At 33.7% G+C, this 16,932-nt stretch carries 18 protein-coding genes; 8 read left to right on the top strand and 10 right to left on the bottom strand.

The features are described 5' to 3' along the window. Both HRU49_RS01845 and HRU49_RS01840 read left to right on the top strand, forming a co-directional pair. Positions 1-783, top strand: a 783-nt coding sequence (locus tag HRU49_RS01845) for an amidohydrolase family protein (protein ID WP_296353559.1), incomplete at its 5' end; no start/stop codon positions are given. Next, positions 783-1,424 (top strand): O-methyltransferase, encoded by a 642-nt coding sequence (locus tag HRU49_RS01840; protein WP_296353557.1) that lies wholly within the window; start codon positions 783-785, stop codon positions 1,422-1,424. The genes HRU49_RS01845 and HRU49_RS01840, both read left to right, overlap by 1 nt. Here the strand turns inward: HRU49_RS01840 and HRU49_RS01835 are convergent, their stop codons facing one another. From HRU49_RS01835 to HRU49_RS01815, 5 genes are all read right to left on the bottom strand, one after another. Beyond that, the gene (locus tag HRU49_RS01835; protein ID WP_296353554.1) at positions 1,425-1,715 is read right to left on the bottom strand and encodes a twin-arginine translocase TatA/TatE family subunit; all 291 of its coding nucleotides are present in this window, start codon (positions 1,713-1,715) and stop codon (positions 1,425-1,427) included. It abuts the gene before it with no gap. 79 nt (positions 1,716-1,794) lie between these two features. Next, positions 1,795-4,092, bottom strand: a complete 2,298-nt coding sequence (locus tag HRU49_RS01830) for a M1 family metallopeptidase (protein WP_296353552.1) — start codon at positions 4,090-4,092, stop codon at positions 1,795-1,797. A 65-nt stretch (positions 4,093-4,157) separates the two neighbouring features. Beyond that, positions 4,158-4,664, bottom strand: a complete 507-nt coding sequence (locus HRU49_RS01825) for a DUF6702 family protein (RefSeq protein ID WP_296353550.1) — start codon at positions 4,662-4,664, stop codon at positions 4,158-4,160. A gap of 85 nt (positions 4,665-4,749) precedes the next feature. Then, complete coding sequence (locus tag HRU49_RS01820; RefSeq protein ID WP_296353547.1) at positions 4,750-5,547, bottom strand: hypothetical protein; 798 nt, start codon at positions 5,545-5,547, stop codon at positions 4,750-4,752. Then, complete coding sequence (locus HRU49_RS01815; RefSeq protein WP_296353545.1) at positions 5,534-6,352, bottom strand: carboxypeptidase-like regulatory domain-containing protein; 819 nt, start codon at positions 6,350-6,352, stop codon at positions 5,534-5,536. Before HRU49_RS01815 ends, HRU49_RS01820 begins: the two co-directional genes overlap by 14 nt. A 119-nt stretch (positions 6,353-6,471) precedes the next feature. Here HRU49_RS01815 and pepE point away from each other — a divergent pair, with 119 nt between their 5' ends. Beyond that, on the top strand, positions 6,472-7,179 hold the full coding sequence (pepE, locus tag HRU49_RS01810; RefSeq protein WP_296353543.1) for a dipeptidase PepE: 708 nt from the start codon (positions 6,472-6,474) through the stop codon (positions 7,177-7,179). 1 nt (position 7,180) lies between these two features. Here pepE and HRU49_RS01805 read toward each other — a convergent pair whose 3' ends face one another. Together HRU49_RS01805 and HRU49_RS01800 are read right to left on the bottom strand one after the other, a co-directional pair. Beyond that, on the bottom strand, positions 7,181-7,606 hold the full coding sequence (locus HRU49_RS01805; protein WP_296353541.1) for a GNAT family N-acetyltransferase: 426 nt from the start codon (positions 7,604-7,606) through the stop codon (positions 7,181-7,183). Between the two features lie 929 nt (positions 7,607-8,535). Next, positions 8,536-8,931: an ankyrin repeat domain-containing protein gene (locus HRU49_RS01800; protein WP_296353539.1), complete on the bottom strand. Its 396-nt coding sequence runs from the start codon at positions 8,929-8,931 to the stop codon at positions 8,536-8,538. A 260-nt stretch (positions 8,932-9,191) separates the two neighbouring features. Here HRU49_RS01800 and gpmI point away from each other — a divergent pair, with 260 nt between their 5' ends. Together gpmI and HRU49_RS01790 are read left to right on the top strand one after the other, a co-directional pair. Next, positions 9,192-10,709 (top strand): 2,3-bisphosphoglycerate-independent phosphoglycerate mutase, encoded by a 1,518-nt coding sequence (gene gpmI, locus HRU49_RS01795; RefSeq protein WP_296353537.1) that lies wholly within the window; start codon positions 9,192-9,194, stop codon positions 10,707-10,709. 41 nt (positions 10,710-10,750) lie between these two features. After that, the gene (locus HRU49_RS01790) at positions 10,751-11,158 is read left to right on the top strand and encodes a BT0820 family HAD-type phosphatase (RefSeq protein WP_296353536.1); all 408 of its coding nucleotides are present in this window, start codon (positions 10,751-10,753) and stop codon (positions 11,156-11,158) included. A gap of 114 nt (positions 11,159-11,272) precedes the next feature. Here HRU49_RS01790 and HRU49_RS01785 read toward each other — a convergent pair whose 3' ends face one another. Next, positions 11,273-11,407 (bottom strand): hypothetical protein, encoded by a 135-nt coding sequence (locus HRU49_RS01785; protein WP_296353534.1) that lies wholly within the window; start codon positions 11,405-11,407, stop codon positions 11,273-11,275. Between the two features lie 110 nt (positions 11,408-11,517). Here HRU49_RS01785 and map point away from each other — a divergent pair, with 110 nt between their 5' ends. Genes map through HRU49_RS01770 form a run of 3 tightly spaced genes read left to right on the top strand, consistent with a single transcriptional unit; the run spans position 11,518 to position 13,428 of the window. Further along, on the top strand, positions 11,518-12,336 hold the full coding sequence (gene map, locus HRU49_RS01780) for a type I methionyl aminopeptidase (protein WP_296353532.1): 819 nt from the start codon (positions 11,518-11,520) through the stop codon (positions 12,334-12,336). After that, on the top strand, positions 12,336-12,656 hold the full coding sequence (locus HRU49_RS01775) for a cupin domain-containing protein (RefSeq protein WP_296353530.1): 321 nt from the start codon (positions 12,336-12,338) through the stop codon (positions 12,654-12,656). The genes map and HRU49_RS01775 overlap by 1 nt, the downstream gene beginning before the upstream one ends. Positions 12,657-12,663: 7 nt before the next feature. Beyond that, positions 12,664-13,428 (top strand): class I SAM-dependent methyltransferase, encoded by a 765-nt coding sequence (locus tag HRU49_RS01770; RefSeq protein ID WP_296353528.1) that lies wholly within the window; start codon positions 12,664-12,666, stop codon positions 13,426-13,428. A 99-nt stretch (positions 13,429-13,527) separates the two neighbouring features. Here the strand turns inward: HRU49_RS01770 and HRU49_RS01765 are convergent, their stop codons facing one another. Together HRU49_RS01765 and HRU49_RS01760 are read right to left on the bottom strand one after the other, a co-directional pair. Continuing rightward, positions 13,528-14,511, bottom strand: coding sequence for an FAD:protein FMN transferase (locus HRU49_RS01765; RefSeq protein ID WP_296353526.1), 984 nt, complete (start codon positions 14,509-14,511; stop codon positions 13,528-13,530). A 10-nt stretch (positions 14,512-14,521) separates the two neighbouring features. Next, positions 14,522-16,921: a hypothetical protein gene (locus HRU49_RS01760; protein WP_296353525.1), complete on the bottom strand. Its 2,400-nt coding sequence runs from the start codon at positions 16,919-16,921 to the stop codon at positions 14,522-14,524. Between the last annotated feature and the right edge of the window lie 11 nt (positions 16,922-16,932).

Below are 16,932 nucleotides of genomic sequence, written 5' to 3'. Positions count from 1 at the left end.
AAAGTACAACACGAACACCAAAGTAAATTCACTTGTGGTTTTGTGGTGCATCCAGGGTTTGTGAGAGGAGCTTGTTGGGAAATAGAACGTTGTGTTGAGGACTTAGGATTACAACTATTGTGCTTACCAACCCATTACATGGATACTATTGGCACATGGAGATGTATCTTTGATGAAGAAAATGAGCCTATTTTTGAATTAGCTGACAAATACAATCTTGCAGTAGAAATTCACCCTTATGACGGTGAAAAATTTATAAAGCTTGAAAACACGTCATGGAGGTTCCATCTGATTTGGATGTTAGCGCAATGCGCAGATGCTTATCACTTTCTAACCTTAAATGGTTATTACGATAAATATCCAAATATGCGTGTTTGTTTCGCTCACGGTGGACAATTAGCACAGATTAATCTAGGTCGACGTATACAAGGCTTTGATGGAAGACCCGATTTATTTGAAGACAAGAAACATCCGAGAAAAGCTGTAGCTCATAAAAATATTTTCTTTGATACGTTAGTCCATGATACGGGTGGTTTAGACTTATTAATTAAGAATCAAACTTCAAAACAAGTACTGATGGGATTAGATGATCCTTATCCGTTAGGAGAAATGGAAAGTGAAAAACAGTCTTCTTATCCTGGGAAAATTTTGGACTTGGCCATAGAACGTGATATCATTACCGAGAATGAACGCGATGCCATTTGGGAAGACAATGTGATTCAATGGCTTTGCGGAGATGATGCATCTGCCAAGGAAAAACTGGTTCAAAGAATATTATCCTAATGCACTTCTTACCTAAAAAGCTAGATGAATATATTGTTGAACATTCTGAAACGGAACCAGAATTACTTCAGCAATTAACCCGCGAGACTTATCAAAAGGTATTACAACCTATAATGCTAAGTGGCCCATATCAAGGTCGTGTATTAAGTATTATTGCTAAACTAGTTAATCCAAAGACTATACTAGAATTAGGAACGTTTACAGGGTATTCTACTATTTGTTTGGCAGAAGGCTTACACAAAGAAGGAACACTTCACACTATTGATGTTAATGAAGAATTGGTAGATCTTCAACGCAAATATTTTGATAAATCTGGATTTGGACACCAAATCATACAACATACAGGTAATGCACTAGATATCATTCCCCAAATAAACACAAGCTTTGATCTCGTATTTATAGACGCTGATAAACCTAATTACTGCAATTACTTTAACCTTATTATAGATACATTAAATCCTGGAGGTATCATTCTCTCAGATAATGTATTATGGCACGGTAAAGTAGTTGAGCAATTAAATCCAAAAGATAGTTCCACAAAGGCTATTTTAGAGTTTAACAGTTTACTAAAGAATGATGGCAGAATTGAAACAGTTGTATTGCCTATTAGGGACGGTTTAACGATTAGCAGAAAAAAATAGTTAAAGATTTCTCTTTATTGATCCTGAGAAATCTTCAACGTCATCCTTAATCTTATTGATTTCTTGTTGAAATTCTTTTGCCGTATCAGGATCTATGATATTGCTTTCTTTAGCACTTTTAGTTACTTCATTCTTGATGTCATTTGTAGCATCTTTTAGGGTACGCATACCCTTCCCTAAACCCCTTGCGACTTCAGGTAATTTATCGGCACCAAATACCAAAACGACAATAAATAGAATAAAGACTATTTCTGTACCTCCAATGAATAATAATGTGCTTAATGGTATCACAGTGCAAATATAGAGCGACTTTAGCGAATAAAAAAAGCCGACTCGCTAAAGTCGGCATATTATTTTAAAGCAAATTGAATTAATTTTTTACTTTATTTTTAAATTTATCGAATTCACTCTCTGAAACTTCTCTTGGCCAAGAATTATTTGAGGTATCAACATCTGCTGTTTCCAAATCTGGATCCACTGTGATGCTTACAATTTCTTTTTCACTAGCCACTGCTCTACTCACTTCTTTGTCATTGAATCTCCAAATCTGAGCTGGATAAGTGACCTTTTCAGTTGTACCCTCTGCATATTCGTACTCAACGATTAATGGCATTACTAATCCTCCTGGTTTGTCAAAAGTTACTTGGTAGAAATACTTAGGTGATTTCTTCATGGCTTTTTGCTCTTCTGGTGTAAAATTATCCATGATATATTCCTTAACTGTTGGCAAATCTTTCATAGCCACACTACTATTCATAGCAACTTCATAACCCTCATCACCTTCTCCAATAAAATAAACCAAGTCATTTGGATTCATATTATAACGTTCTGCTAACTTCTTTCCATTTTCATTAGGATTTGAGGTTACAGCATATTTTTTAACTTCTTTAATACCTATATCAGTATAATCAGTCGTGTAGAACCAACCTCTCCAGAACCAATCTAAATCTACGGCCGAAGCATCTTCCATTGTGCGGAAAAAGTCTTCTGGCGTTGGGTGCTTAAACATCCAGCGGTTAGAATATTCTCTAAATGCATAATCAAATAAATCACGACCCATTACCGTCTCACGTAAAATATTTAAGCCTGTAGCTGGCTTACTATAGGCATTACTACCAAATTGATAGGTATTTAATCCTTTAGTCATAATCGGAGCAATGTAATCTTGATTACCACCCATGTAACGTACTATATTTTTAGCCGGTCCTCTTCGAGATGGATACTTGTCCTGTCCAGGCGATAATGCTGTTGGATTCCACTCACCAAAGTCTTGCTCCGCAACATACTGTACAAATGTATTTAACCCTTCGTCCATCCAAGTCCATTGACGCTCATCACTGTTGACGATCATTGGAAAGAAGTTATGACCAACCTCATGAATAATAACACTAATCATTCCAAATTTTGTTCTATCTGAATAGTTACCATCTTTATCAGGGCGACCAAAATTGTAACAAATCATAGGATATTCCATACCCATTGGTGCATGCACTGAAATGGCTTTATGATATGGATAATCAAATGTCATTCTTGAATAAGATTTTAAAGTACTAGCAACTGTTCTCGTAGACCATTGCTCCCATAACGGATTGCCTTCTTTCGAATACATTGACACGGCCATAACGTCTTTATCACCAATCTTCACTGCCATCATATCCCAAATAAATTTACGTGATGTGGCAAAACCAAAATCACGAACCATCTGGGCAGATAGCTTCCAAGTCTTTGTTTTATTACTTTTTGTCTTTTCGGTTTTACGAGCCTCATCTTCTGTTACGATCATTACTGGTTTATCATAAGACTTCTTAGCCTGATTGTAACGTTTCATCATATCCTTAGAAAAAACTTCTTCTCTATTAGTTAAGTAACCAGTGCCATCTAAAATATGATCTGCAGGAACTGTAATATTAACATCAAAATCACCAAATGGTAAAGCGAACTCATCGCGTCCCCAAAATTGAGAATTTTGCCATCCTTCAACATCGTTATAAACGGCCATACGTGGATAGAACTGCGCCATAACGTAGATTCTATTATCATTCTCTTCAAAATACTCATATCCCGAACGACCTCCATCTCTAACATGGTCATTAATATTATACCACCACTTGATATTAAATGAAAATTTATCACCAGTCTTCATTGGTTTTGGTAATTCAACCCGCATCATGGTGCGATTAATTGTATGTGGTAAATCGCCCCCATTTACATCTTGAACATGCTCAATATTAAACCCGCCATCAAAACGTTCCTTTAAATATGTTCTTGCAGCACGTGAGCCAGAAGTAGCTGGCCCAATTCCAGAACTATTAATAAGTGGAGTTTTAGAATCTCTAGCTCTCATATTTTGATCTAACTGCACCCATAGATATGTTAATTCATCTGGTGAATTATTCGTATAAGTAATAGTTTCATTACCATATAATCTGGCATTAACATCATCAATCTCTATGTCCATTTTATAGTCTGCCTGTTGCTGGTAATACGCAGGACCAGGTGCACCAGAACCCGTTCTAAACATGTTTGGCGTTGCAAATTCATCGTATAATTGCTTGAATTTGTTTTGATTAGTGTGACCAGGTTTACGTTCTGGCTTAATCTCATTTTGAGCAAATGTATTTGCAGTAACAAATAACATTGCCCCAAAGAAATACTTGAAAATTTTCATTGTGAATAGTGTTGTTTAAAAAATGCGTGCCTAATGTACGCAAATGAGTTGCATTAACAGAATTTTTAGTTAAAGTTTAACATGCAATTGTCATTATCTGGAAACAATAAAAAACTCTTATTTTTCCCCAAGCCTTTTATCCTTAAAATGTTTTGTTGTTCTGGGAATACATCAAAAAGAATTTGATTCTTAACTGTTATAGATTTCAGGGTCGAGACATCTTCAACTTCCAGATAACAATACGCTATATCGTCTCTATAGGCTTTTCCTATAAATTTAAAACTGACCGGATTTGAATTTATCTCTAATTTTAATTTATCCTCAAGATAACGCTCCATGTATTTTTCAATATTGGTTTTATTATTATCCGGTGCCAATGTAATAGTCTCATCATAACGCTCTTGCAACAATTTTTCAAAATCATCGATAAATATTTGGCTTATAATCTGTAACGACTGCTGTTCGTTTACATATTCAATATTAGTAACACTAACATAATATTCATGTTTAACCTCATCAAAACTATGGTATGGAGTTATCAAAAACAGTATTAAAAAAGAAATGGCCTTCATCTATAAATGTCTATTGCGTAGTTAATTTGATATGTCTTACTAAGTCTTCAAATTTAGCGTTATGTATTCAAAAAACATTCCAAAATTAATTTTTATCTACAGATTCTCTATTTTCCATATATTGAATCAACTTTTGTTGCATATATTCCAACAATTTCATCTCATTCTTTTCCTTACATAGCGCTAAAAATGTGTCCCCTTCTTGGCAGAACAAAAAATACTCATTCTTAAGCCTATCAGACAAAGAATCTGTTTCAAAAATAATTGATTCATAATCTGCTCGAAGCCTATTGATACAACGGTCTCTATCGTCTAATTCTACGATAGCCTTCAATTTCTTTGTTCTACCGCTAATTTTATTGAGCAGCTTATGAAAGTTTAACCCAAAACCTAGACCTATATAACCCATAGGCCCTGCATCTGCATCATGGAGCTTACGTTCATTTTGAGTCAGTGGTAATTTGGTATTGCCAGGAATACCTAAGTCATAAAAATTAACCTCTGTTTTGGCGTCAGAATTTTCCAAATCAGACTGAAGACTTCCTGTGAGTATTTTACCAACTACAACCTTATCTAATGCATTTATTTTTTCTTCTAATTGAATTAAAATTATCTCGGCATCTATCATTGCTTGGGTAAGCACAACATCTTTATTCTTATACTTTAAACTTGATACAAATAAAGTGTCATTTACTTTTGCTAAAATCCTGAAGGTTCCACCTTCATCCGATATGGCAAATTTTGCAGCCGATTTATTTAAAACATGGATTCCCTCTACATCATCATTAGCTGTAAGTTGGCCGTTAAGCTCCTTGCGTTGTGCATAGGATACAGAAATTGCAAGAATTGCAGTAAAACTCAAAAATATCTTAATCTTTTTCACTTTTATATTTCAGAAAAGATTTACTGAGTTGAGTAATGCGTTCGAGAAACTGCATTTCTTTGTTCTCATCAAGCAAGATAGGATCTATACCTTCTTCCTCAACATAATCAATAAATGCTTCAACTTGTTCTAAGGGTATATCAAAATTTAAATGGATATAGTTGTAACTATACTTATCTAAGGCTTCCTTAAAAGGAGTCTTTTTTACAGCCTTGTCTTGATTACTTTTTCCTTTTTTGGGATCAATGTCAACAACCTGACTAATAATAAACCCTGCCAAGTTTACAATATTAAGCATATTTCCCACTTCAGGATTATATTCATTAAAAGCCGCATTATCCGCTTTTGATTTAAAGTCTGGTGTAAAGTTGAAGTCCTCAATATGATCTAGACCGAAATAAACATAATCTAGATTAACATTATAAGTCCTTACATTCTCAAGATCGGCATTCAAATTTCCGGTAAGACCAAAAGGTAAAATCACAACCTCATCAAGTTTGTTGACCTCTTCAACCAGTATAACGGTTAACTTTTTTGAGGTAACAATGTCCTTAGTTACTTTAATTTCAAAGTCTTTAAACTGCAATGCACTAAATTCAACAACATCATTAACTGCTACCATTAATTCAAAATTTCCATTTTCATCAGTAACTGTGCCTTTATTAGACGATGAATTATAAACGGTTACACCTTCTTTGTCATCTGTAGAAACAACAATTCTACCATTTACTAAAGTTCTTTTAATGTTCTGAGCTTGAAGTCCAAAAACGGAAAGACAACAAAGTATGACAATGATTTTTCTCATGTTGGTTTTATTTACTTTTAAATTTCGCATATATTCCATTACCTACATAAAAAAATGCTGATAAATCTTTGTTAAATAAAAAAGTACTTTTAAATCCTAATTACTAGTATTTTTGAAATATGAAATCAATGTTAATAGCCAGCACTTCAACCATTCATGGAAGTCGACCTTTAGAATATTTGCTTGACGAACTCAAATTACACTTTGCTTCAACTGAGGAAATTCTCTTTATTCCTTATGCCAGACCAAGCGGTTTAACTTATGAAGAGTACACATCAAGAGTGACCATTCCATTTAAAGAAATTGGGAAATCAGTTAGGGGAATACACGAGTATGAAAACCCTAAAACAGCTATCACAAACGCCAAAGGTATTTACACTGGTGGTGGTAACACCTTTATATTAGTACATCAATTATACAAAGCAGACGTACTATCTGAACTTAAGAATGTTGTTCAAAATGGCACGCCCTATCTAGGCACCAGTGCGGGCAGTAATATTTGTGGCCTCACAATGAATACAACCAATGATATGCCAATTGTATATCCGCCTAGTTTTAAAACCTTAGGTCTAGTACCCTTTAACATAAATCCACATTATTTAGACCCTAATCCTAATAGCACGCATATGGGAGAAACTAGAGAAACTAGGATAAAAGAATTTCATATGTACAATACACAACCTGTTATTGGACTTAGAGAAGGTAGCTGGATCAAGGTGAAACAAGATAAGCTAACATTAAAAGGATCATTACACGCAAGAGTTTTTGAGCATGGGAAAATGCCCTATGAGGTAGGTCCTAATACTGATTTAAGCGGATTAAAATAGACTAGATATTTCTAAAGAAATGATATCCCCAGATTTCATAACCTTTATTATAATAAAACTTATGTGAAGGGTAATTTTGAACATAAGTATTCAATTCCATAGAATTACATCCTTTTGTTTTAACATAGTGGTAAATCCAATCCATAAACTTTTTTCCCAGACCTTGACTTCGGTATTGAGGGTTAATATAAACATGATCTAATTCTACAGCTTTACCAACATAATGTCTAGTACAAAACCATAGGCCCGACACACCAATAACTTCATCACCATTAAAAATAGCAGCACACTCATAATTTTGATCTTTCATTTCATCAAATCGAGATCGCAAAAGGTCTTTAGACACTCTTCCTTCATTAAGCTCATAAACTAAAGGAATAATAAGTTCTAGCGCGTCATTAGAAATAATTCTGAACTGATAATTCATAACCTATAATTGATATGATAAAATTAAAACATAAATTTTTGAGCGTAAAAGTCATGACTTTTGAAAAACAATTGGATTCAACTATTGCAAATTTACGACTCTAAGACAATCAGTGTACGGTGAAGTAATTTTAAAATCCGAATTTATATTTTCATTGCGATTGCAGCTTTTGCATAGTTAAGAAAATACAGTCCATAAGAAATAAATCAAAACACAGAAAAGAAAAAAGCCGTCTCATTATCACCTGAGCAAGAAATCGCAATTGGTCTGTAAAGTGCTTCTGGAAGGATACACCAGCATTACAGATTATACCCAAATAACGAATATCAAGCTATTGTTGATAATGTTCGCCAAAAATTGGTTAAGATTAGCATTGCAAAAAATACATCGTATAAATACGATTATCATCCTCTTACAGAGCACAGGTCAATAAGCGTTTCCGCATTACCCAAGGGCAAAGGTTTAAAAATATGTACTATTTAAACAATTAGAAAATGAAGATCAATTGGCTAGTGTTTTGGGTCATTAAATAAGTCATGTTCTAGGAAAATATTCCAATGAGCAAATAACAAGTACCAACTTCTTGAAAGTTTTGGCAATAGCAGTTTCACCATAGCCATGTTAGATATTTCGCAGCAATATGAAGAAGACTCACTCTTAAAGAACCGACGCGGAGATGAACTTGAGACCGACGCTCTAGGAGAGTAATTTATAATTAACACTGGCTATAATCAAAAAGAAATCACTGGTGCTTTAGAAATATTGAAGCTTACAATTGGCCCTAAACCTATGCTACAATTTCAAGGTACACATCCAGATCGAGAAAATAAAATTAATAAGATTAAAGAGACTATAAAAATTATAGAAATAAAAAAGCATCCTAACTACAGGATGCTTTTTCAATTAACTAACTCAAATAATTGTCTTAATTAGACAGTTTTCTTTTTAAAGCGTTTCAAAAATTGTGCCGCATCATCTGCCTTAGATTTTTTGGCATGTCCTAAAGCTGTATAACCTAAGTCACAAGTAGAATGGACGTCTGCACCTGCTGTTACTAAGACTTTTATTAGCTCAACTCGGTTATACTTAGCTGCATAATGGATGGGTCTCATTCCATTAGACTTGGCGTTCACATCTGCACCCTCTTTAATTAAGGTTTTTGCCACTTCAATATTTCCAGTGGCAACTGCCTTACATAGTGGACTTACTTCAAATTTAGCTACGCTTACTTCAGTTTGCTCTGAAGTTAAAATATCATTTGTTGCATTTAAGTTACTTAACGAAAAGCCCAATGCCAAGGCTAATACTACTGTTGATTTTCTCATGATGAAAAATTAAAATTTAATTGATTGTTTTTTGATTATACCAAATAGACGATAAATCACCTTAAGTGTTACACTGAAAAACTTTAAATAACATACATTTAACGTTTTGAAAACAAATCTGTTAAGACATTCCTAAATTAGTTCCATCACGAAACAATCAATATATTAATTCTTAATAAAGTGGTAATCTTGAATATTTTGCCGATCCAATTTATCGTAATGATGTATATAGTATATTTGGGTGCAAGAAATTAAACACCATGAACAAAAAGGTTATTTTAATGATTTTAGATGGATGGGGAATGTCACCAGATCCAAAGGTATCCGCAATTGATAATGCTAATACACCTTTTATAGATACCCTGTACACTAAATATCCGAATGCAAGTTTAAGAACAGACGGTTTACATGTAGGCTTACCAGAAGGACAAATGGGTAATAGTGAAGTTGGCCATATGAATCTAGGAGCTGGAAGAATTGTATATCAAGATCTGGCAAAAATTAACCTGGCTGTTCAGAATAACCGTTTAGAAGAAGAACAGGTTTTAAAAGATGCCTTTGAATATGCTAAAGTAAATAATAAGGACCTACACTTTCTTGGATTAGTCAGTGATGGTGGAGTGCATTCTCATATTACACATCTTTTTGGATTATTAGATGCGGCTAATAATAATGAATTAAAAAATGTTTTCGTTCATGCCTTTACGGACGGTAGAGATGTCGACCCTAAATCTGGTTATGGTTTCATTTCAGAATTACAGGATCACCTTGATAAAACTGGGGGGAAATTAGCTTCTGTAACTGGCCGCTATTATGCAATGGACAGAGATAAACGATGGGAGCGCATTAAACTTGCTTATGACGCTATTGTAAATGGTAAAGGTGAAAAAACAAATAATGTTTTAAAAGCTATTCAAAATAACTACGAGGAAAACATTACAGATGAGTTTATCAAACCATTGGTTTTAACCAATGATGATAATGAACCAACAGCAACTATTAAAAATGGAGATGTAGTAATCTTTTTTAATTTTAGAACAGATAGAGGACGTCAATTAACAGAAGCATTATCTCAAGAAGATTTTCATGAATACAACATGCATAAACTACATATGCATTATGTGACTATGACCAATTACGATGATAATTTTGAGGGTATAAATGTGGTCTTCAACAAGGAGAATTTATCAGAAACTTTAGGAGAAGTATTAGCAAAACATGATAAAAAACAAATCCGCATCGCAGAAACAGAAAAATACCCACATGTAACCTTTTTCTTTTCAGGAGGTCAAGAAAAACCATTTGAAGGAGAGTCTAGAATTTTGAGAAATTCACCAAAGGTGGCCACCTACGACTTAAAACCTGAAATGAGTGCCTATGAATTGCGTGACGCTTTAATTCCTGAATTAAAGAAAAGTGAGGTGGATTTTGTATGCCTAAATTTTGCAAATGGAGATATGGTGGGTCATACTGGAGTTATGCACGCAGCCATTAAAGCCTGTGAAGCTGTAGATAAGTGTGTTGAAGATATTGTCTCTGTGGCCTTAGACAATGATTATACCACCATATTAATTGCAGATCATGGTAATTGTGAAACAATGATAAATCCTGATGGTTCACCTCATACCGCGCATACTACCAATCCTGTTCCTGTTATTTTAATTGATAAAGATCTCTCTGAAATTAAAGATGGTATTTTAGGGGATGTTGCACCAACTATATTGAAATTAATTGGTCTACCTCAACCAGAAGCTATGACCCAACACAGCCTTGTATAAATTTGTTATTATTGTACCTTTGTCTTTAATTGTTGAATAGCATGAATTTTCAAGATAGATTAATAATTGCAGTAGATTTTGATGGAACTATTGTTGAAGATGCCTATCACAAAATTGGCAAGACAAGGATATTTGCATTTGAAACACTTAAACGCTTACAACAAGATGGTCATAGACTTATTCTTTGGACCTACAGAAGTGGGACAAAATTGCAAGAAGCCGTAGAATTTTGCAGAGATAATGGTATTGATTTTTATGCTGTTAACGCTAGTTTTCCAGAAGAAAAATTTGATTACAGCAGAAGCCGTAAAATAAATGCTGACCTGTTCATAGATGACCGAAATATTGGAGGTATTTTAGGATGGGGCGAAATCTATCAAATGATTACCAACGAAGAACCTAATATTAATCAAGCTAAAAAAGGTGGTTTATTTGGATGGTTCAAATGATGACGCACATCAATTCAAAATAACTTCTATCTACCTTATCTCGATGATCTATCTGTGATATCTACTCAGGTCTCAAGACCTTGTTTTATGTGTCTCAAAATAAATTTATAATACCTATTTGGTTAGAATATAATGCACATGAGACCTTGCTGTTACAACCCCAGTACCTAAAAAGTAAACACGATGATTAAATATTGTTACTTTAATCGCCTTTTGAGCATGAATAGTTTTTATAATTCTTATCTTCATTACACCTTACAATTGCATTCCAGAAGCTAGAAAAACTGCTTTTTATCATGTTGTACTAACGTTAATTTATTGGCATAATTGGCTATCTTTGTGGTACAATAATCGAGTCCATGATAATAGTAAAAACACGGGAAGAAATTGAATTAATGCGTCAAAGCGCTTTAATCGTTTCTAAGACTTTAGGTGTGTTGGCCAAAGAGGTTAAAGAAGGAGTATCAACAAATCACTTGGATACCATAGCAGAAGAATTCATTAGAGATCAAGGAGCATTACCAGGATTCAAAGGATTATATGACTGTCCATCAACATTACTTTGTAGTGTAAATGACGCTGTTGTTCACGGCTTACCAACAGATGTACCGCTAAAAGATGGTGATATCGTTTCTATTGATTGTGGTGCCTTAATGAATGGATTTTACGGGGATCATGCTTACACCTTTGAAATAGGAAATGTTGATAGCGCTACTAAGAAATTAATACAGATCACAAAGGAATCCCTATACGTTGGTATAAAAGAATTAAAAGTTGGTAATCGTGTGGGTGATGTCGGTTATGCTATTCAACAATATTGCGAAACTGAGGGTTATGGTGTCGTGAGAGAATTAGTTGGTCATGGTATTGGACGTAAAATGCATGAAGATCCTGAAATGCCAAATTACGGCAAACGAGGCAGAGGTAAAAAGTTAATTGAAGGCATGGTTGTAGCCATTGAACCTATGATTAATATGGGCACGCATCGTGTAAAACAATTGAAAGACGGTTGGACTATTGTTACCCAAGATGGTAAACCTAGTGTTCATTTTGAGCATGATATTGCTATAGTTAATGGTAAACCAGAAATTCTTTCAACCTTTGGATATGTGCATGAAGCTCTAGGTATTGAGAGTAATGAAGAAGATCCGTTTAGACAAGAGGCACTAGTATTATAATGGATTTAGATCTATTTAACGATATTGAATCTAAGGAAATCATTAAAGGGTTCCATGGTCGCTTTGTTCATATGGCAGGTTTTACCTTCGCTTATTGGGAAGTTGATGCCGGATCTGAAATCCCAGTTCACCACCATATACACGAACAAATGATGCAAGTTCTTGAAGGCGAATTTGAATTTACGTTTAATGGTAATACTAGAGTATATACCAAAGGTATGATTGTTAAAATACCTTCTAATGTACCACATGGTGGAAAAGCACTCACTGCATGTAAGTTGACTGATATTTTTTGTCCGGTTAGAGAAGAATATAAATGATAATGCATTGAAAGCCCTTTTCAAATTTTTTCTAAATCTTATACCGAGGCCATTACTTATTAGAGTAAGTTATGTCATACGCCCCATTTTAGAACTATTCTTAAGAGGATCAAAATATATTGACCCAATAGATGGTAAAGGGTTTAGAACATTTTTACCCTATGGTTATGTAAAACAGCGTCCTAATATTTTATCACCTTCAACCTTATCATTAGAACGTCACCGCCTATTATGGTTATATCTAAAATATAAAACCAACTTCTTTACAGAACAACTAGAAGTATTGCATTTTGCACCAGAGCAATGTTTTTTAAAACGGTTTAGAAGCCTAAAAAACATAACACTCACTACTACAGATTTAGAATCGCCAATCGCAGATGTAAAGGCAGACATATGCAACCTTCCGTTTAAGGATAACAGCTATGATGTAATTCTTTGTAATCATGTTCTCGAACATATTCCTGATGACACCAAGGCCATGCAAGAATTATATCGCGTTTTAAAACCTAATGGATGGGGCATTTTTCAAATACCTCAAGATTTAAGTAGAACAACTACCTTTGAGGATGACACTATAACAGACAAAACTGAGCGTGCTAAAATCTTTGGCCAATACGATCATGTGCGGATATACGGCTTAGATTATTTTGACAAGCTCAGAACGATTGGGTTTAAAGTAGATGAAGTTAATTATACAGCAGAATTAACCACTACTGAAGTTGATAAATTCCGTCTTGCTAAAGGGGAAATTATTCCAGTAGTACACAAATAAAAAAGCCAAACTAAAATAAACAAAGGTGCGACTCTATTCGTATCAATAAGCAGTTAATGGTGCTTATAAGACATCACTTTTTTAAAGAAGTCACAAAAACTAATTTTCAGGAAATCCATTAAGATTTAAAGTTTGTAATTTTTGATTTTCGTCCTCATAAATAAAATAGACTTTTAAGTCTTTATGAGTCTCTAGAAATTCTTTTACGCGTTCTATACCCATGGCTTGAAAGGCAGTGGCGTAGGCATCTGCTGTCATGCAATCCCGAGCTATAACAGACACACTTAAAATAGTTGTTTTGGACGGGTAACCAGTTTTAGTATTTATAATATGCGCATAGCGATTTCCATTGGCATCGGTTTTAAATTTTCTGTAAGTTCCAGACGTTGCCATGGCCTCATCAGTTAAACTAATACCCTTAAAAACATATTGTTCACCATCAAATCTTGGCTCATCCAATCCAACTCTCCAAGGCGACATCTTTTCAATATTTTTTCCTTTGACTCTTACCTCACCACCGATTTCAACCAAATAATTATGTACTGATTTACTTTCTAAAAAATCAGCAACGGCGTCAACACCATAGCCTTTGGCAATAGCATTAAACTCAAGATAAAACCCTGAAGGTTTTTGAATTATATTATCGACTAAACTAACTTGATTTAAGCCAACAAACTGCATTAAACTATCTATAGTAGTACTATCCGTAAGAAATTTATTGGTTTCGGCCCCAAAATTCCAAGCATTAACAACATTACCAATGGTTGGATCGAAAACTCCTTCTGTAAGTTCATATATATCTTTTGAGCACTTAAACACACGCTTAAAATGCACATCTATTTTAAGGTCCTCTCCTCTATTAATCTTAGAAATATCCGAATCTGGAATATAGGTAGATAAAGACTGGTTAATTGTATCAAATAACACGTTAATATCCTCAATATAATTCTGATCATCCTCAGAATAATATTGAATATTAAAGCCAGTACCAAATACTGGTCCAGACAATTTAACATTTTCCGTAGCCTTATCTTGGCAAGACAATACTAGAAACAAAACAAACATCACTGAGACATATCTCATATCATATATTTTAATAATCGTTAGAATCTATAATTTTATTAATCGAAATAAGTTCACCAGAAGAGGTTATACCATTAACCTGAACAATGAACTTTTTGGAGTTAAACATAGGAAACTTAATTAGTAAGTATCCCTCTTTATCTAATTTGGTATTACCATTCCAATAAAACAGACCATAAGTTAAGAGATCTTTAAATGAATAGTCTTTGAATGATTCGTAAATAAAAGGTTTAGAAGCAGTATAACCGCTATCCAGATTAACATTAACAATCGCTCTTTCATCATCTGAATAATCTACTCTTCTGTAAATATAAATGGTACCTCCGTTACTACCTTCTACACCAAAATGTTCGTAATATATTTCATCAATGTTATCCATACTTGTGTCATTCAACCCAATACTGGTTCTAATTCCATCTAAATATACTACAGGAGGGTAATCCTGAAGGGATTTCGCTAGGATAACAAATGCGCTGTTTTGAAAATTTTGAAATACCCTAAAGCCTAATCGCCGCACATAGGTTGATAACATAGGATATCTTTTACGCTCTTCTTCTCCTATCTTTTTAGTTTCGTAAACACCATATGTCAAACCAATATTTCGTTCCATATCAGTTTCTTTTTTGGCCTTTATAAGTACCTCACTTAATTGATTTGATCCACTAAAATAACTCGGCGGAATAGTATCATTGATCTGACGAAATTCCTCCTCATTTTGTTTGCTAAAAAACTGTGTTTGTAAACTTAATTCTTCATCAGTTAAGGAGTCTGATTTAATCATTGGTGATATATATAATTCAAGGTCTTCAAGACTAAGATTATCTTTATTTGTTATACTTAATCCAAGTACTTCATCAGATTGCAAATACACATTTTTAAAGGAAAATCGGTTATCAAATTCTATATTAGTAGTTAAAAAACTACCTGCGCTTTTTTGATAGGCAATGGCTTGCTTGCTACCATAAGAACTTTTTTTCTTAATCCTACCAACAATATTGAATCCATTCTCAAATTCATATCTCAATTCGTCTTCAAATACTTTAGATCGTCGATTTTTATGAGATTTTGTATTTAATAAATAGAGATCTGCTTTGTATGAATATTGTCTCAAATTATCAGCATAGTAATTGAGATCATTAATCGAATTGTTTTGAAATACATCTTTGAATTTAAACCATTGTTTTAAATTAATATGCTTATCAGCAGATATTGAGCTATAAGGCAATACAGCTACACTTAAAACTGTATTTTCGCTTGTTGCTGATGATGATGGAAGAGTTATTCTTAATTGTAAAGAATCGTTTTTAACAGCAATGATGTCTTCTTTAATTGGTGTAAAGCGATCTATTTCAGTAAGACTATTTAGCATCACTCGCCTTGCTATCGGTAATAATTCACTATTGAAAAAGGTCAAATGATTTACTCCTTGCAGTAGATCTTCACGTGACAACGTAAAAGTGTTAATTGTGTCAAGAACTTTTAAATTTACAACTTCATGTAATTTTCCATTATGAATTGCTAAATAATAGTCTTGAGATTCTTGATAATTAATGGTCTCCGCGTTAGTATTTATTCCAATTATTATTTTGTCTTTGAGTAAATTATTGACTGAAATTGCATACCCAAAGTCAATTGATTCTGGCAATACTTTATATAGTGTTTCACCAGAATCACTCGTTAACCTCAATCGATACCTTTTGTTTTTTAAAGGTCTGAGTTTAAATTTCCCCGTCCCACTTCCATTAATACTAATATTCTTTACAACTATAGTTCCTTCTTGATTTAGCACATCGCAGGAAAAAGATGTTCCAACCAAATCATCTGTTAAACTCAATTGTACTCCAATAGTATTGTCGACATTATTAATCAGGCTCCCTCCACCCTCTGGAAATAAAAGTATCTCGTTTGGCCCATTATTTTGAGGTAAGGATTTAGCGTCTTTATTGACAATATATATATCTTGAAGAAACGGTTGAACATCTGGAAAATTAAGCATCCAACTTGTATAGGCCTTTACAAAATATTTACCTGAACCTTTATCTTGTGGAATTTTAAGTTGTCCATGAAAAACCCCATTCTCCACATAGAAAATTTCTTTGATTATTTCTTTTCCAACAGCATCATAAATACCACAATACACATTTGTCGTTTCTACTGATGGTTTCTTACTATCTGAATTAATCACGTAACCAGAAAACCAGATGGTTTCATTTTGCCAATACACTAATTTTGGTAAGTGCAAGTAGATATCTTCTCTGAGGTAACCATCATTGTTTTGTTCGAACATTCGTTTTATGGCTCCAGAAGTATTGTTTTGAGAATAATTAATATTGATTGTCAAAAAGGAAATAAGTATGACCAGAACAGTTAAAGTAATTGATCTAGTAGATACTATTTTCTTTTTTGACATAAGCTTCAATT

It is taken from the genome of Winogradskyella sp. (assembly GCF_013213975.1).
Taxonomy (GTDB): domain Bacteria; phylum Bacteroidota; class Bacteroidia; order Flavobacteriales; family Flavobacteriaceae; genus Winogradskyella.
This window is presented reverse-complemented; position numbering and strand designations above follow the sequence as displayed.

What these genes read in the sequence shown, in the direction of transcription:
- HRU49_RS01840 (WP_296353557.1), top strand. Translation starts at nt 783, where the DNA reads ATGCACTTCTTACCTAAAAAGCTAGATGAATATATTGTTGAACATTCT.
- HRU49_RS01815 (WP_296353545.1), bottom strand. Translation starts at nt 6,352, where the DNA reads ATGAGAAAAATCATTGTCATACTTTGTTGTCTTTCCGTTTTTGGACTT.
- gpmI (WP_296353537.1), top strand. Translation starts at nt 9,192, where the DNA reads ATGAACAAAAAGGTTATTTTAATGATTTTAGATGGATGGGGAATGTCA.
- HRU49_RS01830 (WP_296353552.1), bottom strand. Translation starts at nt 4,092, where the DNA reads ATGAAAATTTTCAAGTATTTCTTTGGGGCAATGTTATTTGTTACTGCA.
- HRU49_RS01765 (WP_296353526.1), bottom strand. Translation starts at nt 14,511, where the DNA reads ATGAGATATGTCTCAGTGATGTTTGTTTTGTTTCTAGTATTGTCTTGC.
- HRU49_RS01805 (WP_296353541.1), bottom strand. Translation starts at nt 7,606, where the DNA reads ATGAATTATCAGTTCAGAATTATTTCTAATGACGCGCTAGAACTTATT.
- HRU49_RS01800 (WP_296353539.1), bottom strand. Translation starts at nt 8,931, where the DNA reads ATGAGAAAATCAACAGTAGTATTAGCCTTGGCATTGGGCTTTTCGTTA.
- HRU49_RS01825 (WP_296353550.1), bottom strand. Translation starts at nt 4,664, where the DNA reads ATGAAGGCCATTTCTTTTTTAATACTGTTTTTGATAACTCCATACCAT.
- HRU49_RS01790 (WP_296353536.1), top strand. Translation starts at nt 10,751, where the DNA reads ATGAATTTTCAAGATAGATTAATAATTGCAGTAGATTTTGATGGAACT.
- HRU49_RS01760 (WP_296353525.1), bottom strand. Translation starts at nt 16,921, where the DNA reads ATGTCAAAAAAGAAAATAGTATCTACTAGATCAATTACTTTAACTGTT.
- HRU49_RS01785 (WP_296353534.1), bottom strand. Translation starts at nt 11,407, where the DNA reads ATGAAGATAAGAATTATAAAAACTATTCATGCTCAAAAGGCGATTAAA.
- HRU49_RS01775 (WP_296353530.1), top strand. Translation starts at nt 12,336, where the DNA reads ATGGATTTAGATCTATTTAACGATATTGAATCTAAGGAAATCATTAAA.
- pepE (WP_296353543.1), top strand. Translation starts at nt 6,472, where the DNA reads ATGAAATCAATGTTAATAGCCAGCACTTCAACCATTCATGGAAGTCGA.
- map (WP_296353532.1), top strand. Translation starts at nt 11,518, where the DNA reads ATGATAATAGTAAAAACACGGGAAGAAATTGAATTAATGCGTCAAAGC.